Here is a 23,031-nt window from a genome sequence, read left to right on the forward strand (position 1 = left end):
TGTGGCCAGGGGCTGCAACGTAGCCACGGTGTTCACCATGGATGCAACGCCCGTACAGGGAGACCGACCCGCCGGTGCAGTTCACGGCTGCAACGTAGCCACGGTGTTCACCATGGATGCAACCCGTGGTCGAGGGATGGGACGCGCCGTCGCAGCAGTGGCTGCAACGTAGCCACGGTGTTCACCATGGATGCAACAGCCCAGGTCCACGCCGTCGTAGCGAGCCCGGGCGGCGCTGCAACGTAGCCACGGTGTTCACCATGGATGCAACATGGCCGGGTCGTTGCTGTCGACGGCCAGCACGGAGCTGCAACGTAGCCACGGTGTTCACCGTGGATGCAACCTGCAACAGCGAAACCACGCTGAAGCTGCGGCTGATGCTGCAACGTAGCCACGGTGTTCACCGTGGATGCAACCGTGACTACTGCGACATGGCCCGCCGGCGGCTGGAGCTGCAACGTAGCCACGGTGTTCACCGTGGATGCAACGGTTCACCCTACCAGCTTGCTTCCCACAAGGCTTTCCCAACCCTCGTGCGCGAACCGCGGCTGCGCGGTGGGCTCGGGGCGTCGATTGCCCGGACCGGCTGTCAAGGAACCCAGCATCCATGCGGTTTGCGCCACAGCGCGAACCCCCCAGGGACTTGATGTCCACTTGAGGTTCGCGCGCGGACCGCCGGACGGACGGCCCAGGGCGGAGACACCGCCAGGAGATCGCCTCACACCGCTTGCACGTCCGTGGCGGCCTCCTCATCCCGCCTCGTCCACAACGTCGCTGGACGTAAGGTGAAATAACCGTGCCCGGTGGTTGCCTCCCGGGCCGAGCGAAACACCTCCACTGCCCCGCTGTCTCGAAGGCGTTTTGCTGCCTGCCTTCCCCCGTGCACCCCCAAGGCGATCAGGGAGCGAAGCGTATCGAGCGCGATCGGCTCGCGCCATACGGGCCAGTACAAGGCCGTGCCGTCCCGGTCGAACCCGGCCACGCGGAAACGACCGCCCGCTACGTAGCAGGGGAAGAGCGGCAAGGCCTCGATGGCGAGCCAAATGGCTGCCTTGACCCCAGGGGGGGTGCCTTCCCGGGTCGGCTGGATGGCGCGAAGGGCATGCAGTCGTTCCGCCGAGGGATCGAGCCCGAAGGAGGACTGCTTGTCTCGGTACGTCCAGGGGCCAAAGAGGGCCTCCCGAATGGCCCGGCGTCGCTCATTAGCCGGCTTCACCTTCCGGCCGGTAGCGTGACCGAGCCCCTCAAGCAACTGCCGAATTGCTCCTGGAAAGCGTTGCTGCCCTGCCACCATATGAAACAACGTCGGCTGCAGCGCCGCTCCCGCGCCGCTCGCTGTGCGCCTGCCGCCCGCGGGCGGCCGTTCGGTCGCATATGCTGCGGCAAAATCGGCGGTGATGCGCGCGCCAGCGGTCCCCGCCAGGGTTTGTTGGAGCGCCTGTTCCGCGAACCCGCGGAACTCATCGGTGCGCAGCCGCTTGAGCTCCTCGGCGAAGTTGAATTCGGGGGCGGCGAGGCGGTTCGCCGCGTAAGTGGCTAAGGCGTTCACCAAGCGGTCGGCGTCTTGTCCCTCCGGCACGTAGAGCACCGCCGTCCATTCGGGGTCGGGTTCCCAGCCGAGTTTCGCCGTTTCCAGGGTTTCGATGTCCCCGCATACTCGGAGAAGGCCGAAAGCTGCGAGAGCACTCAAGGGGAAGTGGGATTCGGTCAACCCGGTCAGCCGTATCGCCTTCATCGGCCCACCTCCTCCGCCGAAGCCCGGTGGTCCGCCAGCCGGACGATGGCCTCCAGGTAGGCCAGCCCCCAGTAGCCATACCGCCGCACCAGCGTCCAGAACACGTCCACCCAACCGCTGCCAAGCCGCTCCCAACCGTGCGCACTCGAGCCCTCCAGGCGCAGCCCCTCCCAGCGCAGCTTGAAGGTGGTCGGAGAGGGGTCCGGCATGGGGATGGGCGGAAACGGGCGGCCGCGACCGTGGTGCGAGCCGATGAGATAGATCACCAGTTCCCGGTCCGCTACCCCGGCGAGCAGAGCCGGGTGCCGTTCCGCCAGGCGTGCTGCGATGAACTCGTGGCGCAGGCCGCGGGGGAAAGCAGCCAACTCGGCGGCCAGCACGCGACCTGTCCACTCCCGGGGAACGCGAGCGGACTTGGCCAGGGGTTCGGGCGCGACGGCCGCCGCGAAGGGATCGCCGCCGTGGAGGAGCACCTGCATTCTCGGCTCTGCCTTCCCGAGGTCGTGGAGCCGCGCAGCGCGTTCGATACAGGCTACGAGTCGTTCCGCCAACCCGCATTGACGGGCAAAGGTTTCTGCTTTGCCGGCGACGTGCTCGCTGTGCTCCGCCAACGGGACGGCACGGCCCGCATAAGCGGACTCGGTTTCCTCTTCCTCGGCCACGACATCTTCAGGGGCCGTGGCGAATCCCCAGGCGGCGAGTTCATCGCGGGGCGAACCGTGCCAACCTTGCAGTTCGACGACCACGCCTGTCACGCCACGGCGCGGGTGGCGAGGATAGGGGTGCCAGCTCGAACGGCCTTCCAAGGCGTGCTCGGCGAGGGATCGCCACGGCTCGGGGGCGGAGTCTCGCAAGATTTGAAGGAGCTCCTTTAAGAGCAGATTGGGATCGTTCCCGGTGTCGACACCCGTGTCCTCTTGATTGAGGGCATCCAGGAGTTGGCGCAAGCGGTTCAGTGCCCGTTCCAGCGCCGGGGTCTCCTCGGCCGCTCCACCTGCATCAGGGAGTGCGTGACCCCCGGTTTCATCCGGTGCGGTCGCATCGGCCGTTTCCGGCGCGCCGGCAGTGGCCGCCCGCGCGTTGGACGGGACAGCGCCGGCTGGTCTCGCGTCCGGTCGGGTCCGGGCAAAACCACCGGCTCCTCCCGCAAAACCGGCATCGTCCCGTTCACCTGCCCATACGGCGCGCAAGCCCGTTTCGTGTAGACGCAGGCGAATCCCCCAAGGGGACGAATCGCGAGCGGCCCCGAGCTCGTATACATCCCGGGCCGGCGTGGTGCGGGCAGGGTGCCAGCCATACTCGTCCACACCGCCGTATGCAGCGGGCACCACCACGGTATCCCCGGGTCGAATCTGGCGAGGCCAGACGACCTGGACGTTCGCCGGACCCTGCCAGCGCAGGGCCGGCCGGCCCTTCCCGGGCCCGGTGGCCGGATCGGGAGCCGGGGCGCCTTCGTCGTCGCCCAGAGGATCCGCGTCGCTCGCGCGCTCCTCGAGCCAGCGGCGCACCACCCACACCGGCAACGCCAGGGCCTCATGCAGCCGTGGCGGGACCAGGGTAAGTAAGCTGTCAAAGTACGCTGTCCAGTCTTGCTGCTCGCCCTCACCCGATTGCGGAGCCCTCTGTGCGGCTTCGGCTGCGGCCCGCAGGTCGTCCGGATCGATGTCGGCCCGCCAGACGACCTGCACGTCGGCTGGGGAAAGGGCTTCGAGCCCATGCAGGTAGGGTGCGACGTCCGGATCGGGGTCCGGCGTCGGACTCGTCTGGACCCACCGTTCGAGAACGGCCGGCAACAAGAGGGGAGGGGGCGACGGCGACAGGACGGGTGGTGGATCGCCCTGCTTCATCCGCTCGAATCCTTCATATCCGAAATCCACCTGCGGTCGGCGCGGATCGTCTGCCCGTGCCACCAGCCAATTCCAGCAGGCGTCCAGGACGTCGGCGGGGTATACGCTGTCGTTGCGCGCCTTGCGGCGGGCGATGATCGCCGGTGCCGGGCGGGGCGCGCCGGTGCGGTTCAATCGCCCGAAGCGTTGGAGCAGAGCCTCGAGGGGTGCCAGCTCTGTGACCAGGGCGTCGAAGTCGAAATCCGCCCCCACCTCCACCGTTTGCGTGGCGACGACGAAAAGCGGACGGTCGGCGTCCTGCCGTCGTTGGCCGGCCACGACGCGGCCGCGGATCCGATCCAGCAACCGGTCCCGATCGTAGGGGCGGATTCGTCCCGTGAGCAGCACCGCGTCGGCCTCGTCACCCACTTGCTCCCGCAATTGCTGGAAGACCTGGCGCGCACCGCCCACGCGGTTGACGACGACGCCCACCACCGGTGCAGGCGATTGCCCGGCCAGGTCGCTCGCGAGCTCTTGGGCCAGCTTGGCCAGCTGCGCTTCGAAGGATCGAGCGTTGATCTCCACAAGCCGGGCAACCTTTTGCGCTCCCAGTCGTGCTTGCAGGATCGTGCGGTCGCGGGCGTCGAGGCGCACAGGGCGTTCGCCGGCGCCCGGTGGCAGCGTGGCCGACATGGCGACCACGCGCAAAGGCGGGGCCACGGGCTGTTCGGCCAGCGCCTGATAGCGCTGGATGGTCCGGAGGGTCTCGAGAAAGGGCCAGGACAGGTGCGCCTCGTCGAGGACGAACACGGCATCCACACCCGCCAGGGCCGCGTCGATGGGCCGTTGGTACTCCGACACGCCGTAGCCGCGGAACAACAGGCGCGATCCGATCTGATCCACCGTCGTCATGCAAAGGGTCGGCTGGTTTGGCATGTCGACCCAGCGGGACTGGCGATACATGCCGCCCCGCAGGACGGCTACGTGCAGTGGCACCTGTCCACCGAAAGTCATCAGCGCCTTCGCCACCCGTCCCACCGGGCCGTCATCACCCTCTTGCCAGCGCCGAAACAGGAGGCGTGCCAGGGCCTGGGCCCGCTCCGCGGCCTGGTCCACGATGAGGCGCCGATCCACCACGTAGAAAAACCGCAGGCCGGTCGTGCGCTCCCAGGGGGAGCGCCCCGCCTGGGCGGCGAGCGTGAAGGCGGCGATCTCCACCACGGCGGTCTTGCCGCAGCCAGTCGGCACCTCGATGGCCTCCGGCCATCCCTCGGCGAGAATTCGCTCGACGAGCCGTTCCTGCCAGGGATAGGGCTGAAGGCCCGTGACCTCGTGGAAAAAGGCAGCAAAGTCCTTGGCCGTCAGCTCCCTCATGCTTGCGTGGCCTCCTCGGCTGTCACGACGGGCGCGAAGAAACCCAATCCAAAATAGCGGCCCGATCCGAGCAACACGGGCCCATCCACGGGCTGGTCAAACTCGAGGATCACGTGAGCCACATAGCGCAGCGGCTCGTCCGGCTGGCGCCGTACCCGAAAGTCCCGGCTGCGAGGAACGCCGCGAAGGGGCGAGGCCTGGCTGACGGTGACTTGCCGGGGGGCCGGCAGCCCGACAAACCGGCAACTGTCTGCGAGGACTTCAGCCGCCCGGTGACGCCGCCGTGGGAAGCGGTCGAAGACAACGGGGGTGACGCTAGCCCACACGCGGGCCGGCCGGCACCACCGCCAGGGTGTGAGCGTAGAAGGCGTGCGTGCGGTCGCGAAGGCGTTGACCGGCTTGGCTTCCAATACGCGTCCTCCGGGCAACTCCAGGCATCGGAGCTTGCCCAGGGCGCGGAACACGGCCTGTCGTTCCGGCCAGCTCACGCCCCGGGGCAGTACGACGGCGAAGCCGAGGACGGAGCCGTCGGCATGATCGGCTCCGACGAAGGGCAGCGGCACATAGGCGCAGTGCACGCGATCGTCATGCCCGTGGAGGATCGACGGCACGGGTTCGTCGGCGAGGCTCAGGACCGCCGCCCGTACCGTCGCGGTCAGGGTGAGGGCTGCAGCCAGGGGCCAGCGCCCGCGGATGCGAAACGGGAAGAACTCCCCAAAGACGGACCGCGCCGTCTCGGGAAGGCGCGGGTTGTCGTCGAGTCGCCGGTAGCGGATGCGCCGGCCCGGGACGGGGCGCTCGCCCAGCCGAAACCGGTGGTCGAGCTCGGCCAGGCGGCCACGGAAGGGCACTCGTAGCACGACGTCGCCTTGGGGATGAGGGACGTAGTTCGGCGGGGGAGCGTCTTCGACCATGTCCACAGCGACCAGGGACATGGAGCTCCCCAGGTAGGTGACTTGGGCGGCGATCTCCGCCAGGCATTCCCGGACCGACGCGGGCGGGTGGGCCGCCGGCCAGACGAAATGAACGGTCGCATCGCCCGTGATGGTTCCGGATGGAAACGGGCGGGGCTGCTTGGGCCGGTGGAGCGGTAGAACGTCCATGCCATCCACGTCGTTGACGGGAACGTAGGCATGGACTCGCCGCTCACCGGCCAGGGGCGGGGCGGCGATGTGGGGAGGCTCTTGAGCTTCCAGCCACTCCAGGGCTTCTCGCGCTCGCGGGATATCCGCGCGAAATGCGGCTGCCACCAGGGCCGAGAAGAACCGCTCGGGGTGAGGCGGCCACTCCACCCGGTTCCGATCGGTAGCGTCCGTGGCGTAGACCCGGCCTGTCAGGTAGCGCACGCGAAACGCCAGCACGTTTGCACCCCCGGCCGTCAGCGACCCATCGTTGCGTCGTTGAGCTCCACCAGCCGGACGAGTTTGGGGCTTGGCTGGAGGATGACGGGCTCGGTCTCCCAGTTCAGGTCGTGGCTCGCTGCGATCTCGAGCGCCTCATCCAGCAAGGCTCTGGCTCCGGACGTGTCGAGCGCGAAGGATTTCCGCTCGCCGGCCGTGGGGCCGACCAGTTCCCAGCGGGGCTCGGATTCCGGAATCAACAGGCAGCGGGAGCGAAGCTGGTAGCCCTCTTCGTGCAGGGCAGCCGTGGCGTAGAGAGCCAAACTGAGGAGGACCAGGCGACCTGCCGCATCCCGGTCTGCGCTGGTTTTGCCCGTCCCATCGGGAAAGCGCAGTTGCCGGAGTTGGGCTACGGAAATGACCGTGGTGTGCAGGGCATACCGGATGCTCACACCGCCAGCATCCTCCTGAACGGTGGGGGCGATGTTGCCGTGGCCGATCTCTGAAGGCCGTGACTTCTTGACCTTCACGTCCCCCCGCCCTGCACGCGCCGCGGCCTTTTTGACGTCCTCTTCGGAGAAACCCCAGTCCGCCTGCTCGGTTCTGTAGATCTCGGCCACATCACGCTCAATGCCAAGGGGGTCGATGCGCCCCTGGGTCCTGACACCCCGCTGGGCCGCGACGCCGACGATCTCCGACACCACCGCACGGGGGATCTTGGTCCCCTTGGTCCCGCGACCGGTGTGGGAGTCCCATGCCCCAAACAGCAGCGCGGTTGGGGCGTAGCGGAACAGCGCGGTTGCGTTACCCAGTCCTGCCTCGCGCAATGCCCGGCCGATACGGCTGGTGGGGAACGGTTCACCGTCCAGCAAGCTGTCCCGGAAGATGGCATCGAACACGCGGTGGGGGGCGTCCAGGGACGTCACGGCGCCGTGGCCGGGGATTTCCACCTGCAAGAGGGGGAGGCGGATCGCACCACGCCGGCAGGCGGCCAAGAGGGCCTGTTCCATCCGGTTCGCCTGGGATGGTACGGAGTCCAGGAGGACCGTGGGGGTCGGTTCGCCGTCAATGTAGCGAGGTTCCTCGGCATAACGGGGGGATCCTTGGCTGCCCGGGGGAGGGGCGTAGGTGGGGGGGAACACCTTCGTGCCCTCGGCCGGCGGGAGCAGGCGCACTTCAGAGCGCAGGGCCGAAGGACCACGGTGACAGGCTGTGAGGAGTTGTTCCCTCAAGGACCTTGCTTCCAAGGTAAGCACCTCCTGCTGGACATTGCCAACTACATCCTAATGTGAGTGAAATCTCCTAGCCAAGAGAAAGAATGATTTAAACGTCCGGTGGCTGTGCCCCGTCTAGTGCGCCTGGGGTGCATTGGGTCAAGCACGGGTTGCAGTCCTTCCCCCGCACGTGTTACCGGCTGCATCCGTTCCACCTGCGGCGAGCCCTGCGGGAGGCGTGATCGCCTTCCGAGGAGACGTACGCCCAGGTGTGCCGGGCCATCGAGGCGGGGGATTGGACGGGCGTGAAGGCGGCGCTTCGCCAGGCGCTCCGGGGGCGGCGTGGTCCGGCGTGGGAGCGCTTGGTGCGGCTGCGCGGCTCCTTGCGGGCGAACGGGGAAGGGATCGTGGCTTCAGGGGAAGCGCCGCGCGGCTGGGGGCGATCGAAGCGGAGGTCTTTCACGTCCTTGCGCGACGGATGAAACGGCATGGGGCGCCTTGGAGTGAACGCGGTGCCGACCCCTTGGTGCGGCCCTCGAGCGAGCGCGTGGACCCCTACTGGTGCGCTCGGCGGCCGACCCCTGCAGATTTCGCCCGGCGTGCGGCAGGGACACGCCAGGCCGTTCAGCGCGTGATGCGCCAGCTCGAGGAGGACCCCGCCCGTTGGCTGCGTGCCCGCATCCCGGTGCTCGCCGGGCCGCATGCGGACAAACCCTGGGTTCAGGTGTTGCGCGACCTGGCCCATGTCCACGCACTGGTGGCTTGACAACAGATTCACCGCTGGGGGCACCCACCGGAGCGTGACACGGACCCCTTGTTTACTGCGCCTTGGCCATCGCCGTCTACAGCGTATATGCTCATAAAGAAAGCCTAAGATCCGCCGTGAACCCACGGTCGGCTTCGTTGCAGGTTTGTTTTGACGAGGAGCACCATCGGGAACCGAGTAGGCATCCGGAACCAATCCGGCAACATTCGAGGCGGTTCTGGAAGCGCTCGATCAGGTCCAAAGCCGGGGCCAGGTCATGTACGGCCAGGTCATGTACGGCCAGCTCATGTACCTTCCGGGTGCTGACAACTTGGACATCGGCCCCCTGCACCACGGCGCCCAGGGCCCGTTCCGCCCGCCGGCGCGGCTCCAGCAGGCTGGAACAGTCGTTGTCCTGGCAAGATTTTGGAATTCGTAGCTCGAGGGTGCCCACGCGGGTATCTAGGGCCAGAAGCGATGGCAGTTTCGGTACGCCTTCTGCATTTCCGTCCGCTAGTACCGCTGAGCGCCAGCGAGTTCGCCCACTTCGAGCTCCATGAGCGGTTGGGCCAGCCAGCGCAATCTTTCCCGCAAGGCATCGGCTGCGGGCTCGCATCGGTGTTTGCGCAAAAGCTCGAGAAGTGCCATCGTGAAGTCAGCGGTCACCGGTGGCTGCCCTCCCTTCAAGGGGTCTTTAGAGCTCTTGTCCAACCGGAAGGGGGGCCACCGGTGACCTCTTTTGTAAAGGGTTACCAGGGCCGGCCGGTCCGGCCGCGAACTTTTCCACCACCACCTAGCGCGGGCCCTGGCTGCAGCCCGTCGGGGCGACGCCGAATGAAGGTTCTTCAAGCGTACCGCTTCGCGTTGGATCCTACGCCCCGCCAGCAGCGGGCGCTGGCCTCCCACGTGGGCGCCCGCCGTCGCCTTCAACTGGGGCCTCGCCCTGGTGAAGGAGCGCCTGGAAGCCCGTGCCCGGGGCGAGGATGTGGAGGTGCCCTGGACCCTCCCCGCCTTGCGACGGGAGTGGAACCGGCAAAAGCACCGCGTCGCCCCCTGGTGGCGGGAGAACTCGAAGGAAGCCTACGCCTGCGGTCTGGACGGACTCGCCCGGGCCCTTCAGAACGAGTCCAAGAGCCGCAAGGGTGAACGCAAGGGGCGCCGGGTTGGATTCCCGCGTTTTCGGAAGAAGGGGCGGGGGCGGGAGTCCGTGCGGTTCACCACCGGCGCGATCCGGGTGGACGACAAGAGCCACTTCGTGCTGCCCCGGATCGGGCGGGTGAAGACCCACGAGACCACCACGGCCCTGCTCCGACGCATCGAAGCGGGGACAGCCCGCATCCTGTCGGCCACGGTCGCCCGGGAAGGGGGCCGGTGGTTCGTCAGCTTCACCTGCGAGGTGGAGCGGCCGCCAGGCCGCCCCCGGTTCCCCTGGAAGCTCGTCGGCGTCGATATTGTTCGCGGTGTGGCGCGGCCAAGCCGTCGCTGCCGCTTTCGCAGCGCGTTTTCCGCTCTGAGGAATGCGCGCTTGTGCTCGACCGGGACGAAAACGCGGCGCGGAATCTCGCGGCCCTGGCGGCCGCCGTCGCCGGGAGTGGCCCGGAGACGCAAAACGCCCGTGGACGGGATGGAAGACCTGCCACAAGGCAGGCGATCCCGGAGGAAGCGGGAAGCCGGCACCGGCGCATGGCCGGGTAAGACCGGCACCGCCGATCCGCAAGGATCGGCTGCCTGAAACAGAGGATGATGTTTCAGGTAACGGCTGAGCCTCCAGAGGGGGGCGCGGTGCCCATGGAACGGCTCACCGTCTACTACGACGGATGGTGCCCGTGGTGCGTGCGGGCCGCCGCGTGGTGTCGGCGCCTGGACTGGCTGGGCCGCCTGGACCTCCGGTCCTTCCGCCCCGATCGCCCCTCCCTCCACCCGGGGGCCGCGGCTGGGAGTCGGGGGGAGGCCGGGGCTGTCCCCGGGGGGTCGCCTCCGGTGGACGCCGTGGCCATGGCCCAGGCGGAGCAGGAGCTCTTGGCTCGCGCGCACCCCTCCGGCCGGTGGTACCACGGCTTCGCGGCGGTCCGGGCCATCGCCCAGCGGCTGCCGCTGCTCTGGCCGACGGTGCCGTTGCTGGCCGTCCTCCAGGGACTCGGCCTCGGGCCGGCCCTGTACCGCGCCATCGCCCGCCGGCGGCCGGTGGTCCTGCCCCTTCCCGGGGCCTGCCCGCTGCCCCGTCGTGCCCGATGTGTCGGGACCGACCCCGCGGGCCCGTGCGCCGGCGGGGATCGCCGGCGGGACGCGGACGGCAGCGCCGGGCGTGCCGGCCGGCGCGGGACGAGGAGCCGCCCCGCTGCTGGCGAAGTGGGGAGACGGGACGATGCCCCGCCGCCGGCCGACCGGGGGGTCACGGGTTCCGGATGTTCGACGTCGTGCTGGTGGCGCCCGAGATCGCGCCCAACACGGGGAACGTCGCCCGCACGTGTGCGGTGACGGGCGCCCGGCTGCACCTGGTCCGGCCCCTGGGCTTCCGCCTCAGCGACCGGATGCTCCGCCGGGCGGGCATGGACTACTGGGAGCACGTGGAGTGGCGGGTCCACGACACGTGGGACGAGCTGCTGGCCGCGCTGCCGGAGGCGCGCTTCTGCTACCTGGAGCCCGACGGGCCGGTCCGCTACAGCGATCTCGCCTTCGCGCCCGGGGACGTCCTGGTCTTCGGGAGCGAGTCGCGAGGCCTGCCGCGGGAGTTCATCCGCCAACGGCCGGGCCCGGTCCTGCGGGTGCCCATGCGGCCGGGCCTGCGCTCCCTCAACCTGGCCAGCACCGTCGCCCTCGTCCTCTACGAGGCGTATCGGCAGCACGGCTTCCCCGGCCTGGTGTGAGGGACCGGCGGCGCTCCGGCCGCGGCCGGATGCACCCCGCGGCGGGCGCCCTCCCCCGGCGGCGTCCGCGATTCCCCGACCTGGCGGCGCGGCGAGGACCCCGAGGGGCGGCGATCTGGCGGGTCGGACCCGCCGGGAGACGGCCATCCCGCCAAGGGGACGCGTCGCCGGGCTGGTCGGCCCGGTAGGGTAGGGCCGTGGTCGGCGCGGTCGGTTCGCCGGGGTGGAGACGTCTCCACCGGCAGCGTCGGTCTCGGCCGGGAGACCGAAGGTGGTCGGCGCGGTCGGTCCGCCGAGGTGGGGGCGTCGGCGGCGAGGATGTCCCACCCAGGGTGCGGGAGGCTCCCGGGGAGGCGGCGCCGGCCGCTCCGGCAGCCGGGGGCGGCGCTCCGGAGGATGGGACCTCCTCTGGCAGCCGCGGGCCGCGCTCCGGAGGAGGGGGCCTCCTCCGGCAGCGGCGCCAGGGGCTCCGGTCGTCGCCCCGAGGGCCTTCCGGTCGACGTGCCAGAGGAGGGGGCCGAGGATGCGCCCGCTGCGCGTGGCAGCCGTTCCGCTCCGGCTCGAAGCGGTGACGCACCTGGAGGCAGCACGGGAGCGGCTGTGGGCCGCGGCGCTGACCGGTTACCGGTTGCTGACCGCGTCCGACGCGCCCGATGCAGCGGCGCGCTCCCCGGATCCCGGCCCGCCGACCGCCGGGCGGTCGGAGCGGGCATCGGCGCCGAGCGGCGCAGCCGCGGCACCACCCCGTCCTCCGGCGACGACCGGGGCCGCCGGAGCCGGGGGAGAGGCCGCCCCAGCGGAGCGGGCCCTGGGGGGAAGCGCCGCCCCGGAGGGCACGGGTGCCCGCAGAGCCGCCGGCGGTCCCTCCGCCGGCACCCCCGCCTCGGTGCGAATCGCCGCGGGACACGGTGGCAAGGGGCGTCCCCTCCTTCCCGCCGGGCGCCGCGCGGCGGGTCTCGTGGTGCTTCCGGGGCTGGCCGGCCTGCTGCCGCTGGCCGCCCTGGCCGGGGAGCCGCCGCGCTGGGACGGGCGGCTGGCGGCCCTGGCGCGGCGCTACGGCGAAGATGCGGCCGAGGCCTGGGAGGCCTGGTCCGCGGAGGTGGCGCGCACGCTGGGGATCTATCTCTGCCCCGGGACGGTGGTGCTCCCCCACCCCGACGGGATCGAGCACGTCGGCCTCTGCTTCGGCCCGGACGGGCGGCGGCTGGCGCGCCAGCCCCAGCTGCACCGCCTGGCCGCGGATGCGCCGGTGCAGCTGGTCCCCGGCGACGACTGGAACCCCTTCACCATCGAGGGGTGGCCGGCGGCGCTGGTCGTGCACGAAGACGGCTGGGTGCCGGAGGTGGGGCGTTGGGCGAGCCTGCAGGGGACGCGCCTGGTGATCCACCCCGGCCACCGGCTGGAGCCCGCCTCGTCCTGGGACGCCATCGCAGGTCCCTGGCAGGTGGTGCAGCAGACCCAGATCTACTGGATCCACGTCACGCCGGCGGGCGAGTTGGGGGGCAAGCCGCTGGTCCCCCGGGCGGCCGTCTTCGCCCCCTGCGAGATCACGCCCGGCGGGCGGGGCTGGCTGGCCCGCGAGGACGGCGAGCGGCCCGTGGCGACGGTGCTGGAGCCCGGGCCGCTGGACGCGATCCGCGCCGCCTATCCCCTGGATCGCCACCTCCGCCCCGCCCTCTATCTGCGCGACCTGTTGCCCGCCTACCGACGGCTGGCGACGGCGTCCGTGGCGGACGGAGATGGTGCGGCGGAGCCAGGAGCGGAGGCTGTAGGGGCGGGACGCGAGACGCCGGCGGGACGACCGCAGGGGGTGGAGGCGGGACGCCGCGCGGGTGCGGGCGCGGGCGCGGCCGCGGCGGCGCTCGCTGTGTCGCGGTCGACGGGGGCCGAACCGCCGGCCGGGGACGGAGGCGTCCAGCGGGCGGCGCGTTCGGGCCCGGCGCTCGTCCCGGGGGAGGCGGCCGACGGCCGGTCCCCAGCGGACGAACCGGCCCGGCGCCGTCGTCGTCGGCGCCGCGGGCGGGGTGCTCGGGCCAGCGCCCCGCCGGCGGGCGCTGGGCCGGACGACGCCCGTCGCCCCGGGCTGGCGGCGGCTGCTGGGGACGGTGGGGCGCCCGACGGCCCGGAGGCGGTGGAGGGGGCACCCGCCCAGGGTGGACGGCCGCCGCGAGGCGCAGCGTCCTCGCCGGCAGGAGGCCGACCGGCGCGAGGCCGGCCGGCGGGAGACCGGCCGACGGGCGAGCGGGAGCCTGGCACGGGAGCGCCGTCCGGGCAGGAGACGTCCAGCCAAGATGCGCCGTCCTCCCAGGCCGGCACGCGGTGGCCGGCCGGGACGTCCCCACCGCCCAGGCCGGCGTCCCCCCCCGGCGGGATCCTCGGAGAGGGCGGGCGCGGGGCGGCGGCGGGGGCTTCGGGGAAGGTGCCCGCGGCGGAGGGTGCTCCCGAAGGGGCTTCAGGTGCTGCCGACGGGGCGTCCAAGCGGGCGTCGGAGGAGGCGGCGCCACCGACGGGTTCCCCTTCGGGTTCCTCCTCGGGTTCCTCGTCGGCTTCCCCGTCGGCTTCCTGGAGGGCTTCGTCGACTTCCTCGCAGGCTTCCGGGCCAGCCTGCCCGCAAGCCTCCCCGCAGACGCCTCCCGAGCCTTCCCGGGCGGCCGCGGGGGACGTCGGGCCGTCCTCGGGGGCCGAGCCGCCGGGCCCCGGCGGCTCGGGGCCGGGCGGCCGGCGGCGGCGCCATCCCGAACCCCGCGATGCGGGGCATGGCGATGAGCCCACGGTGGTGGGGCCCGCCGGCGGCCGGCGGCGACGGCGCCGGCGGCGCCGTCGCCGCCGCAGGCCGTCCGGTGACCCCTCGGTGGAGCCGGGGAACGGGGGATCGACGACCGGCTGACCCCGGCCGGCCCAGCGGGAGACGACCGGCTGACCCGGCCCAGGCAACGCGATACGACCGGCTGGCGCTGAAACGAGCGGCGGGAGGAGGGACACCCGATGGCCCGCGGTCTTTGGCCGATCCTCCAGCAGCAGGCGTTCCGGCTGGTGTTGCGCTGGACCGCCCGGCGCGGTCCCCTGCGGCGGACCATCGCCGCCATGGGGATCCGCCGCAGCGCCAATCTGCACAAGCTTGACCCGGCGCGGGTGCGGGTGGCGGCCGTGCAGCTGGAGCTCTCCCCCGTGCAGCGCCCGGAGGAGTTCGTCCGCTGGGTGGCCGACCCGCTGGCGCGGGCCGTGGCGGAGGGCGCCCAGCTGGTGGCGTTCCCGGAGGACGTGGGGCTGGCGCTCCTCGGGCTGCTGCCCGGCTTCGATCGCCTGGCCCAGGCGCCGTCGGCCGAGGCGGCCCTCGCGGAGCTGGGCGACGTGGCCGTCGCCGACGTGTTGCGCTTCCTCGGGCCGGCGGTGGCGCGCATCCACCACACGACCTTCGCGACCCTGGCCCGCGCCCACGGCGTGTTCGTCCACGCAGGCAGCGTCATGCTGCCCCAGGGCCGCGACCTCTACAACGTCGGCTTCCTCTACGGTCCCGACGGGCGGCTGGTGGGACGCCACGCCAAGGTCCACCTGCTGCCGCTGGAGGCGGAGTGGGGCCTCTGCTCCGGCGACGCCCTCGAGGTGTACGACACCCTGCTGGGCAAGATCGGCATCCCCGTCTGCATGGACGCCACCTACTTCGAGACCTTCCGGCTGCTGGCGCTCAAGGGCGCCGAGATCGTGGTGGTGCCCATCGCGAACCCGGAGCCCTACAACGAGTGGCATGCCCGGCGCGGCACCTGGGCGCGGGTCCAGGAGACCCCGGTCTACGGCATCGTCCCCGCCCTGGTGGGCCGGCTCCTGGGGTTCGAGCTGACGGGTCGCGCCGCCGTCTACGCCCCCCTCGCCCTGACCCCCGCGGGTGACGGCGTCCTCGCCCAGGCCCGTACCTGGGACCGGGCCGAGGTGGTCTGGGCCGACCTCGACCTGGTGCGGCTGCGGGAGTACCGCCAGCGCGTCGCGTTTCCGGCGTACCTGCGGCCCGACCTCTACACCCGGTACCTCGAACCCGCCTACCGCCGCCTCCTGGGAGGAGGGACGGTTCCCGGGCCGGAGGTCCGTCCCCCCCTTCGGGCGGGGGCCGCGCCCCTCGGCCGGGGGCCGCGTTCGTCCCGGGACGAACCGGCCTTGACGAACCGGCCTTCACCGACCGCCCTGGACGAACCGCCTGTCGGGAACCGCCCGGGATGAACCCGCCTGGGCCCCGCCGCCCGGGACGGCTGCCGCCCCTGTCCGCCGGCGAGGCCGTCGCCGTGTCCCCGAGGCCGGCGCCCACGCCGCGCCGGGTGACCCTGCACCCGGCGCGGGTGGTGGGCTGCACCCGGCGCGAGGGCAATGGGTGGCGGTGGGGGATCCCCTCGCGGGTGGCCTCCCGCGGAGATCGTGTACCCGCGGGGCGCCGCCGAAGCCGCGGGCGACCGGGGTCGGTCGACAGGGCGACTTGGCGCCGCACCCCAGGAGCCGGCGGGTTGTCCGCCGGCTGCGAAGACACCGGGGGTCGATCGACGGGTCGACAGGGCGCCGCACCGGCGCGGCCCTCCGCCCGCGCATACTTTGGGCTCCCGCAGAGAGGTTAGCATCGGTGCCCCGGGTCGGGCCGGCGCCGCGGAGCACCGGAGCCGCCGGGGATCGGGCGGGGGCCGGTCGTCCCCGCGCCGGGCGGGCAGCGCCCGCGATGGGGCATCCGGCGAAGCGCATCGGCGAAGCGCATCCCGGATCACCGGGCCGGAGCGATCCGCCGACCCGATGCGTTTCATCACCCGTGCGAACCGGCGCGGTCCATCGCACCCGTGGGTTCCATCCCATGGCTGTGCCGGGGGGCGGGCGGCGAGCAAGGGGCCGACGGACGAGGGGTGCGCAGCGCGCGAGGGGGGATTCCGCCGTCGTGCGGGCAACGGAAGCGCTCCGCCAAGGGCTGGATGGATGGGGCGGGAAACGGGCCCGGGACCGCGCGGGACGAGGGCAGCTGCGGGGGGTCGTCGGTTCCCGCGGCAGCGTCCGGGCCGCCGCCATGGCCGGGGTCGTCCTGGCAGGGCTCTGGCTGGGCGGCTGTGCCATGGGGGGTGGCGGCGGAGGTGGTGCCCAGGCCAAGCCGTCGCCCGAGGAGGTGCGCTCCGCCGTCCGCCAGGAGCTGCAGAGCCCCGAGATGCAGGCCCAGATCCAGCAGATCATCACCCAGCAGGTGCAGGCGCTGGCGGCCCAGCAGGTCCTGTTGACCCCCGAGGGGCAGAAGCAGCTGGTCGAGCAGCTCGAGACGGTGGCCGCCTCGCCCCAGGGCCAGGCGGCGATGCAGACGGGTGTGCAGTCGTTCCTGCGGTCGCCCCAGGGGCAGCAGCTGATCCGGCAGGCGGTGACCATGCAGCTGCAACAGATGCTGAGCGGTGCCGCGGGGGGTGGCGGGGCCGGCGGGGGGCCGGTGGCGCGGGAGGAGGCGGCATGGGCGGCGGCGGGGGCGGCGGAGGTGGCGGGGGCTAGCGCAGGAGGCCGCCGCACTCGCGCGAGTGGCCGTCCTTCGCTGCGTCCAAGGCCCTGCGCAGGAGACCGCCGCACGGTTCCGCGGGTGGCCCTCGGTCGCCGCGTCCAGAGCCCCCGCAGGAGGTCACCGTCGCACGGTTCCGCGCGGCTGGCCGTCTTGCGCCGCGTCCAAGGCCGCGTTCGCCGCGCCCGTCCGCCATGCCCCGCCGATCTGGTGGGCCTTCACTCAATCCCCATGTCCCTCGGGCGGTCTCCAATCGGGGCCGAACGCCGCGGCGAGAGCAACCCGCCTGGACCCCCTCGGGCGTGCTGCGGGTGAGCATCCTCCGATCGGGGCCGAACGCCGCGTCGAGAGCAACCCGCCCGGGCGCCTTGGAGACCGGCCGGGTCGAGCCCCACGGTGGCTCGACGGTGAACCCGCGTACCCCGAGGAGGGGCGAGGAATAGGGTCGAGATCGGACCGGATTGGAGCCTTGGCCGCGCCCTGCACGCCGAAGCCCGCGCGCTGTCCACGAAGCCATCCCGGACGGATCGCCCGATGGCCCAGCGATGATCCAAGGTCTCGGTCCGATGGGCCGAAGCGGTCTCGGTCCGGTGGGCCGAAGCCCTGGCGGATGGGCCCCGAGGCCCTGGGGACAGCCCATCGTCGACGACCCCGCGGTCGGGGCGGCACGAACCGATAGGGGACCGGCTCCGCCGCTGGCGGAGCCGGTCCCCCACGCCAACCTCAGCGCGGCGCCGAGGGCCCGCGGCGGGCGTCGCCGGCTTCGCGGCGACGCGGCGGCCGGGGCGCCGGCGGCGTCGACGGGGCGGGTGCCACCACGCCGGCCCCCTCCGGGTCGTCCCGGGAGGCCTGCGGGGCGGCCCCGAACCGCTCGGCACGGGTGGCGAAGGGCTGGAAGCCCGCGCTGTTGGACAGTGGATTGTACGGTGCCGGCGTGTCGACCCCCTCCCCTTCGCCTGGGCGGACCCACGCCGGGCCCCAGCCATCGGCGGCCCCCGTGGTCAGCGGGTTCAGCCCGCCGTCGGCCGCCGGATTGGGGGACGACGCCGGCCGACCCTCTTCGCGCTGCCGCTCCGCGGCCTGTCCGCCGTCGCGATGCCGCGGCTTGGACACGGGATCACCCCCCGCTCCTAGCCTGCCCGCGGGGGGCCCGGGATGTGTGCCCGCCGTGCACCGGCCGCGGCCCGGGGGATGGATCGCCACGCCGCCGGGCCTGCCGGCCGGATGCCAAGGGTGCCGGGGGACGGCCCGGGGGCCGGTGGCGGGGACGGCGCGCCGGCCCCGTCACCGGCCGCCCCTGAGTCGCCATGCCACGCCCGGCAGCGGCCGTCCAGGGGCTGGCGTGCCCGCGGGGCGCTGCATGCGCACCGGTGGGCAGCAGCCGCCGCGGCCCCTCGGCTCGCTGGATGCCGAACCCCGCGGGGGGCCGGATCGTGGCTGCAGCGTGTACCCCGGGCCCGTCCCCTCGGCTCGCTGGATGCCGAACCCGCGGTGAGGTCCGGATCGTGGCCGCGGCGTCTGTCCCGGGCCCGGCCCCTCCGCTCACCGGATGCCGAACCCCGCTGACAGGCCGCGGGCGGCGCCCCAGCGCACCTCGAGGCCTTGGACCTGTGCGGCGGGTGGGCCCTGGCGCAACGCCTCGATGAACGCGTCCAGCGCCGCGCGCTCGCCCTCGGCGAGAACGGTCACGGTGCCGTCGGGTTCGTTGCGCGCCCACCCTCGCAGCCCGAGGGCCAGGGCACGGCTGCGCGCGAAGGCCCGGTAGCCGACGCCCTGCACCTGCCCGTGCACGGTGACCTCGACCCGAGCCAAGTCGGTCGGGGCTGCATCGCCCGCGATGTCGGCGGGCCGATCCGACCGGCTCGATGCGCCGTCCTGCGTCACCGCGTCCCTCACCTCCTGGGTGGACCGCCGTCCACCGCGCCGGGCGCGGCCGGTCCACGCCTGCGATCCGTCCTCCCGTTCCAGTGTGCCATGGCCGCAGGGCGCGTGCAGGGGCTCGACGACGGATGAGCAGCCGCGCACCTCCCGATGCCGATGGGCGCAAATTAAACCCGGCGGTGGATGCCCGCAGGGCCGCGCGGCCCGTTCGGCCGGCGGAGGGCCCGCCGGTTCGTCCGGTAAGGATTGGGGGGGCAAGACCGGGCATGGCCCCCGATGGGCGGGACGCCAGGAGCGGGTGGAGGGACCACAGGAGGTCGGGCGCATCGACCCCACCGCTGACGCCGCCACGGACCTTCACCTCCTCGGCCCGGACGGCCCCGACGACGGCGTCGGGTGGGGGGCCGGGGTGGATCGGTGCGCCGCGTTCGGCCGCCGGCCCGGGCGCGGAGGCGCGGAGGCGCCGTGGCCGTCGCGGGGCGCCGGCCGGCGGCGAGGGCGCGCGACAGGCCGCCGGCGCCGACCGGCTCGACCGCCGGGAGCGGCCCACCCGCCGACGGTTGTCGGGTTGGGCACCGTGGGTGGCCGGGGTCGTCGTCGGTGGCGTCAACGGGCTGCTCGGGGTGGGCGGCGGAACCCTGTTGGTACCGGCCCTGGTGTACTGGTTCGGGGTCCCGGACCACCGAGCCCATGGCACGTCGATCCTCGTGGTAGGGCTGACCTCCCTGATCAGCGCCGGCGTCTACGCGACCCGGGGGATGGTCGACCCGTCCCTGGCCGCGCAAGTGGCCGCCGGCGGGGTGATCGGGGCGGCCCTGGGGGCCCGCTGGATGGCGTACCTGCGACCCCGTGGCCTGCGGCGCCTGTACGGCGCTTTCCTTTTGGCGCTGGGCTTGCGGATGCTGATCTGGGGCTAGAGGGACGGGGTGCGGCGCCGACGGGGTGTGCCACAGGGTGCACTGCCGGCGGGGCGTGGCGTGGGCGTGAAGAGGGGCGGGGACGGGCCACGGGGCCCCCGCACCGCGCGGGCGCGCACTCACGCAGGGTCCCCGCCGCGTCGCCGGGGCGAGGGGTGGGGTCGATTGGGCGTTCCCTGGCCGAGCTTGATCGCGGTCGCCACGGGCATCCTCAGCGGGATGTCCATCGGCGGCGGATCGCTCCTGGTCCCCGCGCTGGTGCTCGTCGTCGGGGTCCCCCAGCACGTGGCGCAGGGGGTCGTCCTCGCCACCTTCCCGGTGGTGGCGGCGGTGGCTGCGTGGGTCCACTGGCGCCAGGGCTTCCTGCGCTGGCGGCTGGCGCTGCGGATCGCGGCGGGCAGCGCGGTGGGTGCGGCGCTCGGCGCGAGGCTCGCCGTCGACGTGTCCGGCGAGCTGCTGCGCCGCCTCTTCGGCCTCTACCTGGTGGGGATCGGCATGTACGCCCTGTACCGCAGCCGCCGATGAACCGCGGTCCGCGGTGGGAGGGGAGGGCACGGGCGGCGGGCGGTCCGCCCGTCGGACGGCCCGGCCGTCAGAAACCGCGGCGCAACAGGGTGAACAGCTCCAGCAGGACGGCGGCGAACCCCGCCGCCGTCAGCGGGCCGACCGGGATGCCCTGGAAGAAGGCCACGCCGACCAGCGTGCCGAAGATGAGGCCGATGATGACGTGGGGATTCTGCTCGAGCAGCGCGATGCCCCGCGCCCCCAGGACCGCCGCGACGAAGCCCGCCACTAGCCCGGCGTAGCCCGCCAGGCCGCCGCGGGTGAAGCTCTGGACGGTCTGCTGGAGGGTGACTTGGCCGTCGGCGAAGGGGATGAGGACGGCGACGATCAAGAGGATGAGGCCCAGGGACATGGCGTGCTGCTCGACCAGGGGGAGGACCCACGCCAGCCCCAGGAGCCGGAGGAGCAAGAGGATCCCCGCCGCCGCGGTCACCAGGGGGTTGCGCCCCAAGGCCCCAAGCCCGAGGATCGCCAGCAGGACCAGATCCGGTTGCCCCAATCTGCCACGACCTCCCGCCCACCCGCCTTACCATACGCGGCCGGGGGTCGGCGTAGAAGGCGGGTGGACGGGAGGGGCGGGCGTCGTCGGCCTCCCCGGGGAACGCATCCCCGGGCCGGCTGCCGACGGCTGCTGCGCCAGCATCCGTTCGGCCCGCAGGATCGCCTGTTGCACCAGGCGTCCGCACTCCCGGGCGGACACCGCGCCCCAACCCTCGCGGGCGACCACCTGGTCGATGCCGAGGTCGCGCGCCAGGTCCGCCCGGAGGGCGTCGGACATCAGGCGCCGTCGGCCCATGGAGGATCCCTCCCGACCCTGCTTCGCGGCAGGGCCTGAGGGTAGTGTGCTGCCTCCGGCGGGCGGTCCACGCCGTCAATCGCAGCCACCGGCGCCGGCCATGGCTGCGGGCCGGCCGGGTCTTCTATAATAGGAGCGAAGCGTCGGCTGGGCGCGCAGGGCCGGCGGCGCGGGCCGGCGAAGGGTCGGGGCCTGCGCCGGCGGCCGGCGGAGGGCGGACCGCGCCGCCGGGGGCATCGGCAGGGTGTAGCGGCGACGCGCCGGGCGCGGTCGCCCACCCTCACGGGAGGACGACGACCATGCGTGAGCAGGTGGAGCAGGCGCTGGAGTCCATCCGTCCGGCGATCCAGATGGACGGCGGTGACATCGAGCTGGTGGACGTGGACGAGAACGGCGTCGTGCGGGTGCGCCTCGTCGGCGCATGCGTGGGCTGCCCGATGTCCATCATGACGTTGAAGGCAGGCATCGAGCGCATCCTGCGCGAACGGGTGCCGGGCGTGACCGACGTCGAGGCCGTCTGAGCCACCCTCGCCGGGGGCTCCTGCGCTGACGCGGTCCGGCGGGCGGGATGGGGAGGACGTCCCTTGATCTGGTGGACGGCGGGGCTGCATGCCGCAAGCGGCATCGTGGCCCTTCTTTTCGCGCGCGAAGTGGGACAGAGCTTCCGGCGGCGGCGAGCGCCCAGCTCGCTGTGCTGGTTCGTCGCCCTGGTGCTCTTCGCGCTGACCGCCCTGGCCGATGCCGCGGCGGCGGTCGTGGGCTGGACGCCGTGGCTTTACCGGCTCTGGTACGTCGGCGCGGCGTGGCTGGTCGCGGCCTTCGGCGCGGGGACGGCGTACCTGGTGCTGCCGCGGCCCTGGGCCCATGCGATCCTCGGGCTCCTGGCGGCGGTCGGCCTCGCCATGCTGGGGGTCGCGGCCGCGACGCCGGTGGACCTGGCCGCCCTGGCGGGTGGCGGACCGGTGGGCGGCGAGGGTTGGACCGACGCCACCGTCCGCGTCTTCTCGCCGCTGTTGACGATCCCGGGTTCGCTGCTCCTGCTGGGCGGCGCCGTCGCGTCGTGGTGGCGGACGCGCCATCCGTACGCGCTCTGGCTCGTCGCGGGCACGCTGGTGTTGGCCTCGGGCGGCAGCCTGACGCGCCTCGGCGCACCCGTGGTGTTGCCCGTGGCCAACCTGCTGGGGGTTTGGCTGCTCTATCGCGGTCACCGGCTGGCGCGGGAGGCCCATCGGTCACGGGATGACGACGCCGGGGTGGGCCACCCCGCGGGGGCGGCGTAGCCCCCGCGGGGCCCGGTCGGGGCCCCATGGATCCCGGCAGGTCGGCATGCCGATCCGGGCGCCGGCGGAATGCGGGGCGAGGAGGGGGAGGTCTGTGGCGGAGTTCGGCGTCCGCCGGGTGCTGGTGGGGCGCCTCCGGCGCGGTGACGACATCCTGGCCGCACTGGGTGGGGTGGCCGCCCAGCACGCCATCGCCGTGGGCTGGGTGCAGCTCTTGGGGGCGGTCGAGCGGGCGCGCCTGGCCTTCTACGATCAAAGCGAACGGGTCTATCGCGAGTTCACCCTGGACGAACCGGCGGAGATCCTCGCGGGGACGGGGAACATCAGTCGCACGGCGGGCAGCGAGTCACCCTTCGTCCACCTGCACCTGACGCTGGGCGACCGCCAGGGGCGGGCGTGGGGCGGGCACGTCCTCGAGGGCACGCGGGTCTTCGCCTGCGAGTACGCCATCTGGGTGCTCGAGGGTCCATCCCTGGTGCGCCATCCGGACGCGGAGACGGGCCTCAAGCTGTGGCAACCCGGCTGAGGCGACGGGCGCCGCGCCCGGCGGTCCGGGGCAGGAGCCGGAGCTGGCGTCGCGGCGGGGCCGGAGGCGTGGGCCGCGGAGGGCGAAGGCGGCTGCGTGGGTCGAGCCGCGACAGGATGCCTCGCGCCTGAGCCTCCGAGGCCCTCTGGCGTCGCCATACCGGGACCCGGGAGGGGCGGCGCGGGCGCGAAGCGCCTTCCGCGGTCGTCCTCCGCGGTCGTCCTCCGCTTGACCCGGGTGGGTGCGGTGCGCTTTACCCGGCTGGGCGGCGGTGGTATACTGGCCGGCGACCGACCCGCGCCGGTCAGCGACCGACTCGTACGACCGCCCAGGGCGAGCCGGCCCTCCGTGGCGGCATGGGTGAGGCTGCACCGAGGGGGCGCAGGCGGGTCCGGGCGCGGGATGCGCGAGGGCAGCGGGCCGGCCCGCGGGTTTGATGCGCGGTCACGGTAGGCCGAACATCCCA

The 23,031-nt window shown here is 72.9% G+C and carries 21 protein-coding genes, 1 pseudogene and 1 CRISPR repeat array (1 of these 23 cut by a window edge); of the genes and pseudogenes, 13 read left to right on the plus strand and 9 right to left on the minus strand.

The window, feature by feature from the left end; translation table 11 throughout:
- A CRISPR array of direct repeats spans positions 1–488; the repeat unit is 36 nt; unit sequence CTGCAACGTAGCCACGGTGTTCACCATGGATGCAAC (it extends 646 nt beyond the left edge of the window).
- Positions 489–718: 230 nt separating this feature from the next.
- Genes E1B22_RS07615 through cas7u form a run of 4 tightly spaced genes read right to left on the minus strand, consistent with a single transcriptional unit; the run spans position 719 to position 7,531 of the window.
- Positions 719–1,735 carry a hypothetical protein gene (locus tag E1B22_RS07615; protein ID WP_135225174.1) on the minus strand — a complete coding sequence of 339 codons (1,017 nt, stop codon included), beginning with the start codon at positions 1,733–1,735 and terminating at the stop codon, positions 719–721.
- A complete protein-coding gene (gene cas3u / locus E1B22_RS07620; protein ID WP_135225175.1) occupies positions 1,732–4,935 on the minus strand; it encodes a type I-U CRISPR-associated helicase/endonuclease Cas3 in 3,204 nt (1,067 codons plus the stop codon). Before cas3u ends, E1B22_RS07615 begins: the two co-directional genes overlap by 4 nt.
- Entirely contained in the window at positions 4,932–6,296 is a 1,365-nt protein-coding gene (gene csb2, locus E1B22_RS07625; protein WP_167758886.1) for a type I-U CRISPR-associated protein Csb2, read from the minus strand. Before csb2 ends, cas3u begins: the two co-directional genes overlap by 4 nt.
- A 17-nt stretch (positions 6,297–6,313) precedes the next feature.
- Positions 6,314–7,531, minus strand: a complete 1,218-nt coding sequence (cas7u, locus tag E1B22_RS07630) for a type I-U CRISPR-associated RAMP protein Csb1/Cas7u (RefSeq protein WP_135225177.1) — start codon at positions 7,529–7,531, stop codon at positions 6,314–6,316.
- Between the two features lie 589 nt (positions 7,532–8,120).
- Between cas7u and E1B22_RS13720 the strand changes: the two genes are divergently transcribed.
- Positions 8,121–8,255: a hypothetical protein gene (locus E1B22_RS13720; protein ID WP_256369284.1), complete on the plus strand. Its 135-nt coding sequence runs from the start codon at positions 8,121–8,123 to the stop codon at positions 8,253–8,255.
- Between the two features lie 285 nt (positions 8,256–8,540).
- On the opposite strand, the pseudogene E1B22_RS13325 reads toward E1B22_RS13720, so the two are convergent.
- Positions 8,541–8,900, minus strand: a pseudogene (locus tag E1B22_RS13325) (transposase); the annotation flags it as partial.
- 168 nt (positions 8,901–9,068) lie between these two features.
- Between E1B22_RS13325 and E1B22_RS13330 the strand changes: the two are divergent.
- From E1B22_RS13330 to E1B22_RS13340, 7 genes are all read left to right on the plus strand, one after another.
- Positions 9,069–9,380 (plus strand): helix-turn-helix domain-containing protein, encoded by a 312-nt coding sequence (locus E1B22_RS13330; RefSeq protein WP_243123241.1) that lies wholly within the window; start codon positions 9,069–9,071, stop codon positions 9,378–9,380.
- A 225-nt stretch (positions 9,381–9,605) separates the two neighbouring features.
- Positions 9,606–9,929 (plus strand): zinc ribbon domain-containing protein, encoded by a 324-nt coding sequence (locus E1B22_RS13335; RefSeq protein ID WP_243123242.1) that lies wholly within the window; start codon positions 9,606–9,608, stop codon positions 9,927–9,929.
- A 300-nt stretch (positions 9,930–10,229) separates the two neighbouring features.
- Complete coding sequence (locus tag E1B22_RS14085; protein WP_371413496.1) at positions 10,230–10,712, plus strand: DCC1-like thiol-disulfide oxidoreductase family protein; 483 nt, start codon at positions 10,230–10,232, stop codon at positions 10,710–10,712.
- A complete protein-coding gene (locus E1B22_RS07650; RefSeq protein WP_135225180.1) occupies positions 10,640–11,101 on the plus strand; it encodes a tRNA (cytidine(34)-2'-O)-methyltransferase in 462 nt (153 codons plus the stop codon). The genes E1B22_RS14085 and E1B22_RS07650 overlap by 73 nt, the downstream gene beginning before the upstream one ends.
- Positions 11,102–11,624: 523 nt before the next feature.
- Positions 11,625–13,988, plus strand: coding sequence for a hypothetical protein (locus E1B22_RS12700; protein ID WP_167758891.1), 2,364 nt, complete (start codon positions 11,625–11,627; stop codon positions 13,986–13,988).
- 98 nt (positions 13,989–14,086) lie between these two features.
- Complete coding sequence (locus E1B22_RS07660; protein ID WP_135225181.1) at positions 14,087–15,313, plus strand: nitrilase-related carbon-nitrogen hydrolase; 1,227 nt, start codon at positions 14,087–14,089, stop codon at positions 15,311–15,313.
- A gap of 694 nt (positions 15,314–16,007) precedes the next feature.
- Positions 16,008–16,916: a hypothetical protein gene (locus E1B22_RS13340; RefSeq protein ID WP_167758792.1), complete on the plus strand. Its 909-nt coding sequence runs from the start codon at positions 16,008–16,010 to the stop codon at positions 16,914–16,916.
- A 408-nt stretch (positions 16,917–17,324) separates the two neighbouring features.
- On the opposite strand, the gene E1B22_RS07670 is transcribed toward E1B22_RS13340, so the two are convergent.
- Positions 17,325–17,714, minus strand: a complete 390-nt coding sequence (locus E1B22_RS07670; protein ID WP_207669852.1) for a cell division protein FtsI — start codon at positions 17,712–17,714, stop codon at positions 17,325–17,327.
- 429 nt (positions 17,715–18,143) lie between these two features.
- A complete protein-coding gene (locus E1B22_RS13345; RefSeq protein WP_243123243.1) occupies positions 18,144–18,485 on the minus strand; it encodes an acylphosphatase in 342 nt (113 codons plus the stop codon).
- 578 nt (positions 18,486–19,063) lie between these two features.
- Between E1B22_RS13345 and E1B22_RS14090 the strand changes: the two genes are divergently transcribed.
- Both E1B22_RS14090 and E1B22_RS07685 read left to right on the plus strand, forming a co-directional pair.
- The gene (locus E1B22_RS14090) at positions 19,064–19,399 is read left to right on the plus strand and encodes a sulfite exporter TauE/SafE family protein (RefSeq protein WP_243123244.1); all 336 of its coding nucleotides are present in this window, start codon (positions 19,064–19,066) and stop codon (positions 19,397–19,399) included.
- 165 nt (positions 19,400–19,564) lie between these two features.
- Positions 19,565–19,924, plus strand: a complete 360-nt coding sequence (locus tag E1B22_RS07685) for a sulfite exporter TauE/SafE family protein (RefSeq protein ID WP_135225183.1) — start codon at positions 19,565–19,567, stop codon at positions 19,922–19,924.
- A 67-nt stretch (positions 19,925–19,991) separates the two neighbouring features.
- Here the strand turns inward: E1B22_RS07685 and E1B22_RS07690 are convergent, their stop codons facing one another.
- Complete coding sequence (locus E1B22_RS07690; RefSeq protein ID WP_135225184.1) at positions 19,992–20,462, minus strand: DUF441 domain-containing protein; 471 nt, start codon at positions 20,460–20,462, stop codon at positions 19,992–19,994.
- Between the two features lie 27 nt (positions 20,463–20,489).
- Positions 20,490–20,759, minus strand: a complete 270-nt coding sequence (locus E1B22_RS14095; RefSeq protein ID WP_371413455.1) for a hypothetical protein — start codon at positions 20,757–20,759, stop codon at positions 20,490–20,492.
- A 299-nt stretch (positions 20,760–21,058) separates the two neighbouring features.
- On the opposite strand from E1B22_RS14095, the gene E1B22_RS07700 reads away from it, so the two are divergent.
- From E1B22_RS07700 to E1B22_RS07710, 3 genes are all read left to right on the plus strand, one after another.
- Positions 21,059–21,280 (plus strand): NifU family protein, encoded by a 222-nt coding sequence (locus tag E1B22_RS07700; protein WP_135225185.1) that lies wholly within the window; start codon positions 21,059–21,061, stop codon positions 21,278–21,280.
- Between the two features lie 63 nt (positions 21,281–21,343).
- Positions 21,344–22,039, plus strand: coding sequence for a hypothetical protein (locus tag E1B22_RS07705; RefSeq protein ID WP_135225186.1), 696 nt, complete (start codon positions 21,344–21,346; stop codon positions 22,037–22,039).
- A gap of 94 nt (positions 22,040–22,133) precedes the next feature.
- Positions 22,134–22,565: a PPC domain-containing DNA-binding protein gene (locus E1B22_RS07710; RefSeq protein ID WP_135225187.1), complete on the plus strand. Its 432-nt coding sequence runs from the start codon at positions 22,134–22,136 to the stop codon at positions 22,563–22,565.
- Positions 22,566–23,031: the final 466 nt, after the last annotated feature.

The sequence above is a fragment of the Thermaerobacter sp. FW80 genome, from assembly GCF_004634385.1.
GTDB classification, from domain to species: domain Bacteria; phylum Bacillota; class Sulfobacillia; order Thermaerobacterales; family Thermaerobacteraceae; genus Thermaerobacter; species Thermaerobacter composti.

What these genes read in the sequence shown, in the direction of transcription:
- E1B22_RS07615 (WP_135225174.1), bottom strand. Translation starts at nt 1,735, where the DNA reads ATGAAGGCGATACGGCTGACCGGGTTGACCGAATCCCACTTCCCCTTG.
- cas3u (WP_135225175.1), bottom strand. Translation starts at nt 4,935, where the DNA reads ATGAGGGAGCTGACGGCCAAGGACTTTGCTGCCTTTTTCCACGAGGTC.
- E1B22_RS13330 (WP_243123241.1), top strand. Translation starts at nt 9,069, where the DNA reads ATGAAGGTTCTTCAAGCGTACCGCTTCGCGTTGGATCCTACGCCCCGC.
- E1B22_RS14085 (WP_371413496.1), top strand. Translation starts at nt 10,230, where the DNA reads ATGGCCCAGGCGGAGCAGGAGCTCTTGGCTCGCGCGCACCCCTCCGGC.
- E1B22_RS07650 (WP_135225180.1), top strand. Translation starts at nt 10,640, where the DNA reads ATGTTCGACGTCGTGCTGGTGGCGCCCGAGATCGCGCCCAACACGGGG.
- E1B22_RS12700 (WP_167758891.1), top strand. Translation starts at nt 11,625, where the DNA reads ATGCGCCCGCTGCGCGTGGCAGCCGTTCCGCTCCGGCTCGAAGCGGTG.
- E1B22_RS07660 (WP_135225181.1), top strand. Translation starts at nt 14,087, where the DNA reads ATGGCCCGCGGTCTTTGGCCGATCCTCCAGCAGCAGGCGTTCCGGCTG.
- E1B22_RS14095 (WP_371413455.1), bottom strand. Translation starts at nt 20,759, where the DNA reads ATGGGCCGACGGCGCCTGATGTCCGACGCCCTCCGGGCGGACCTGGCG.
- E1B22_RS07700 (WP_135225185.1), top strand. Translation starts at nt 21,059, where the DNA reads ATGCGTGAGCAGGTGGAGCAGGCGCTGGAGTCCATCCGTCCGGCGATC.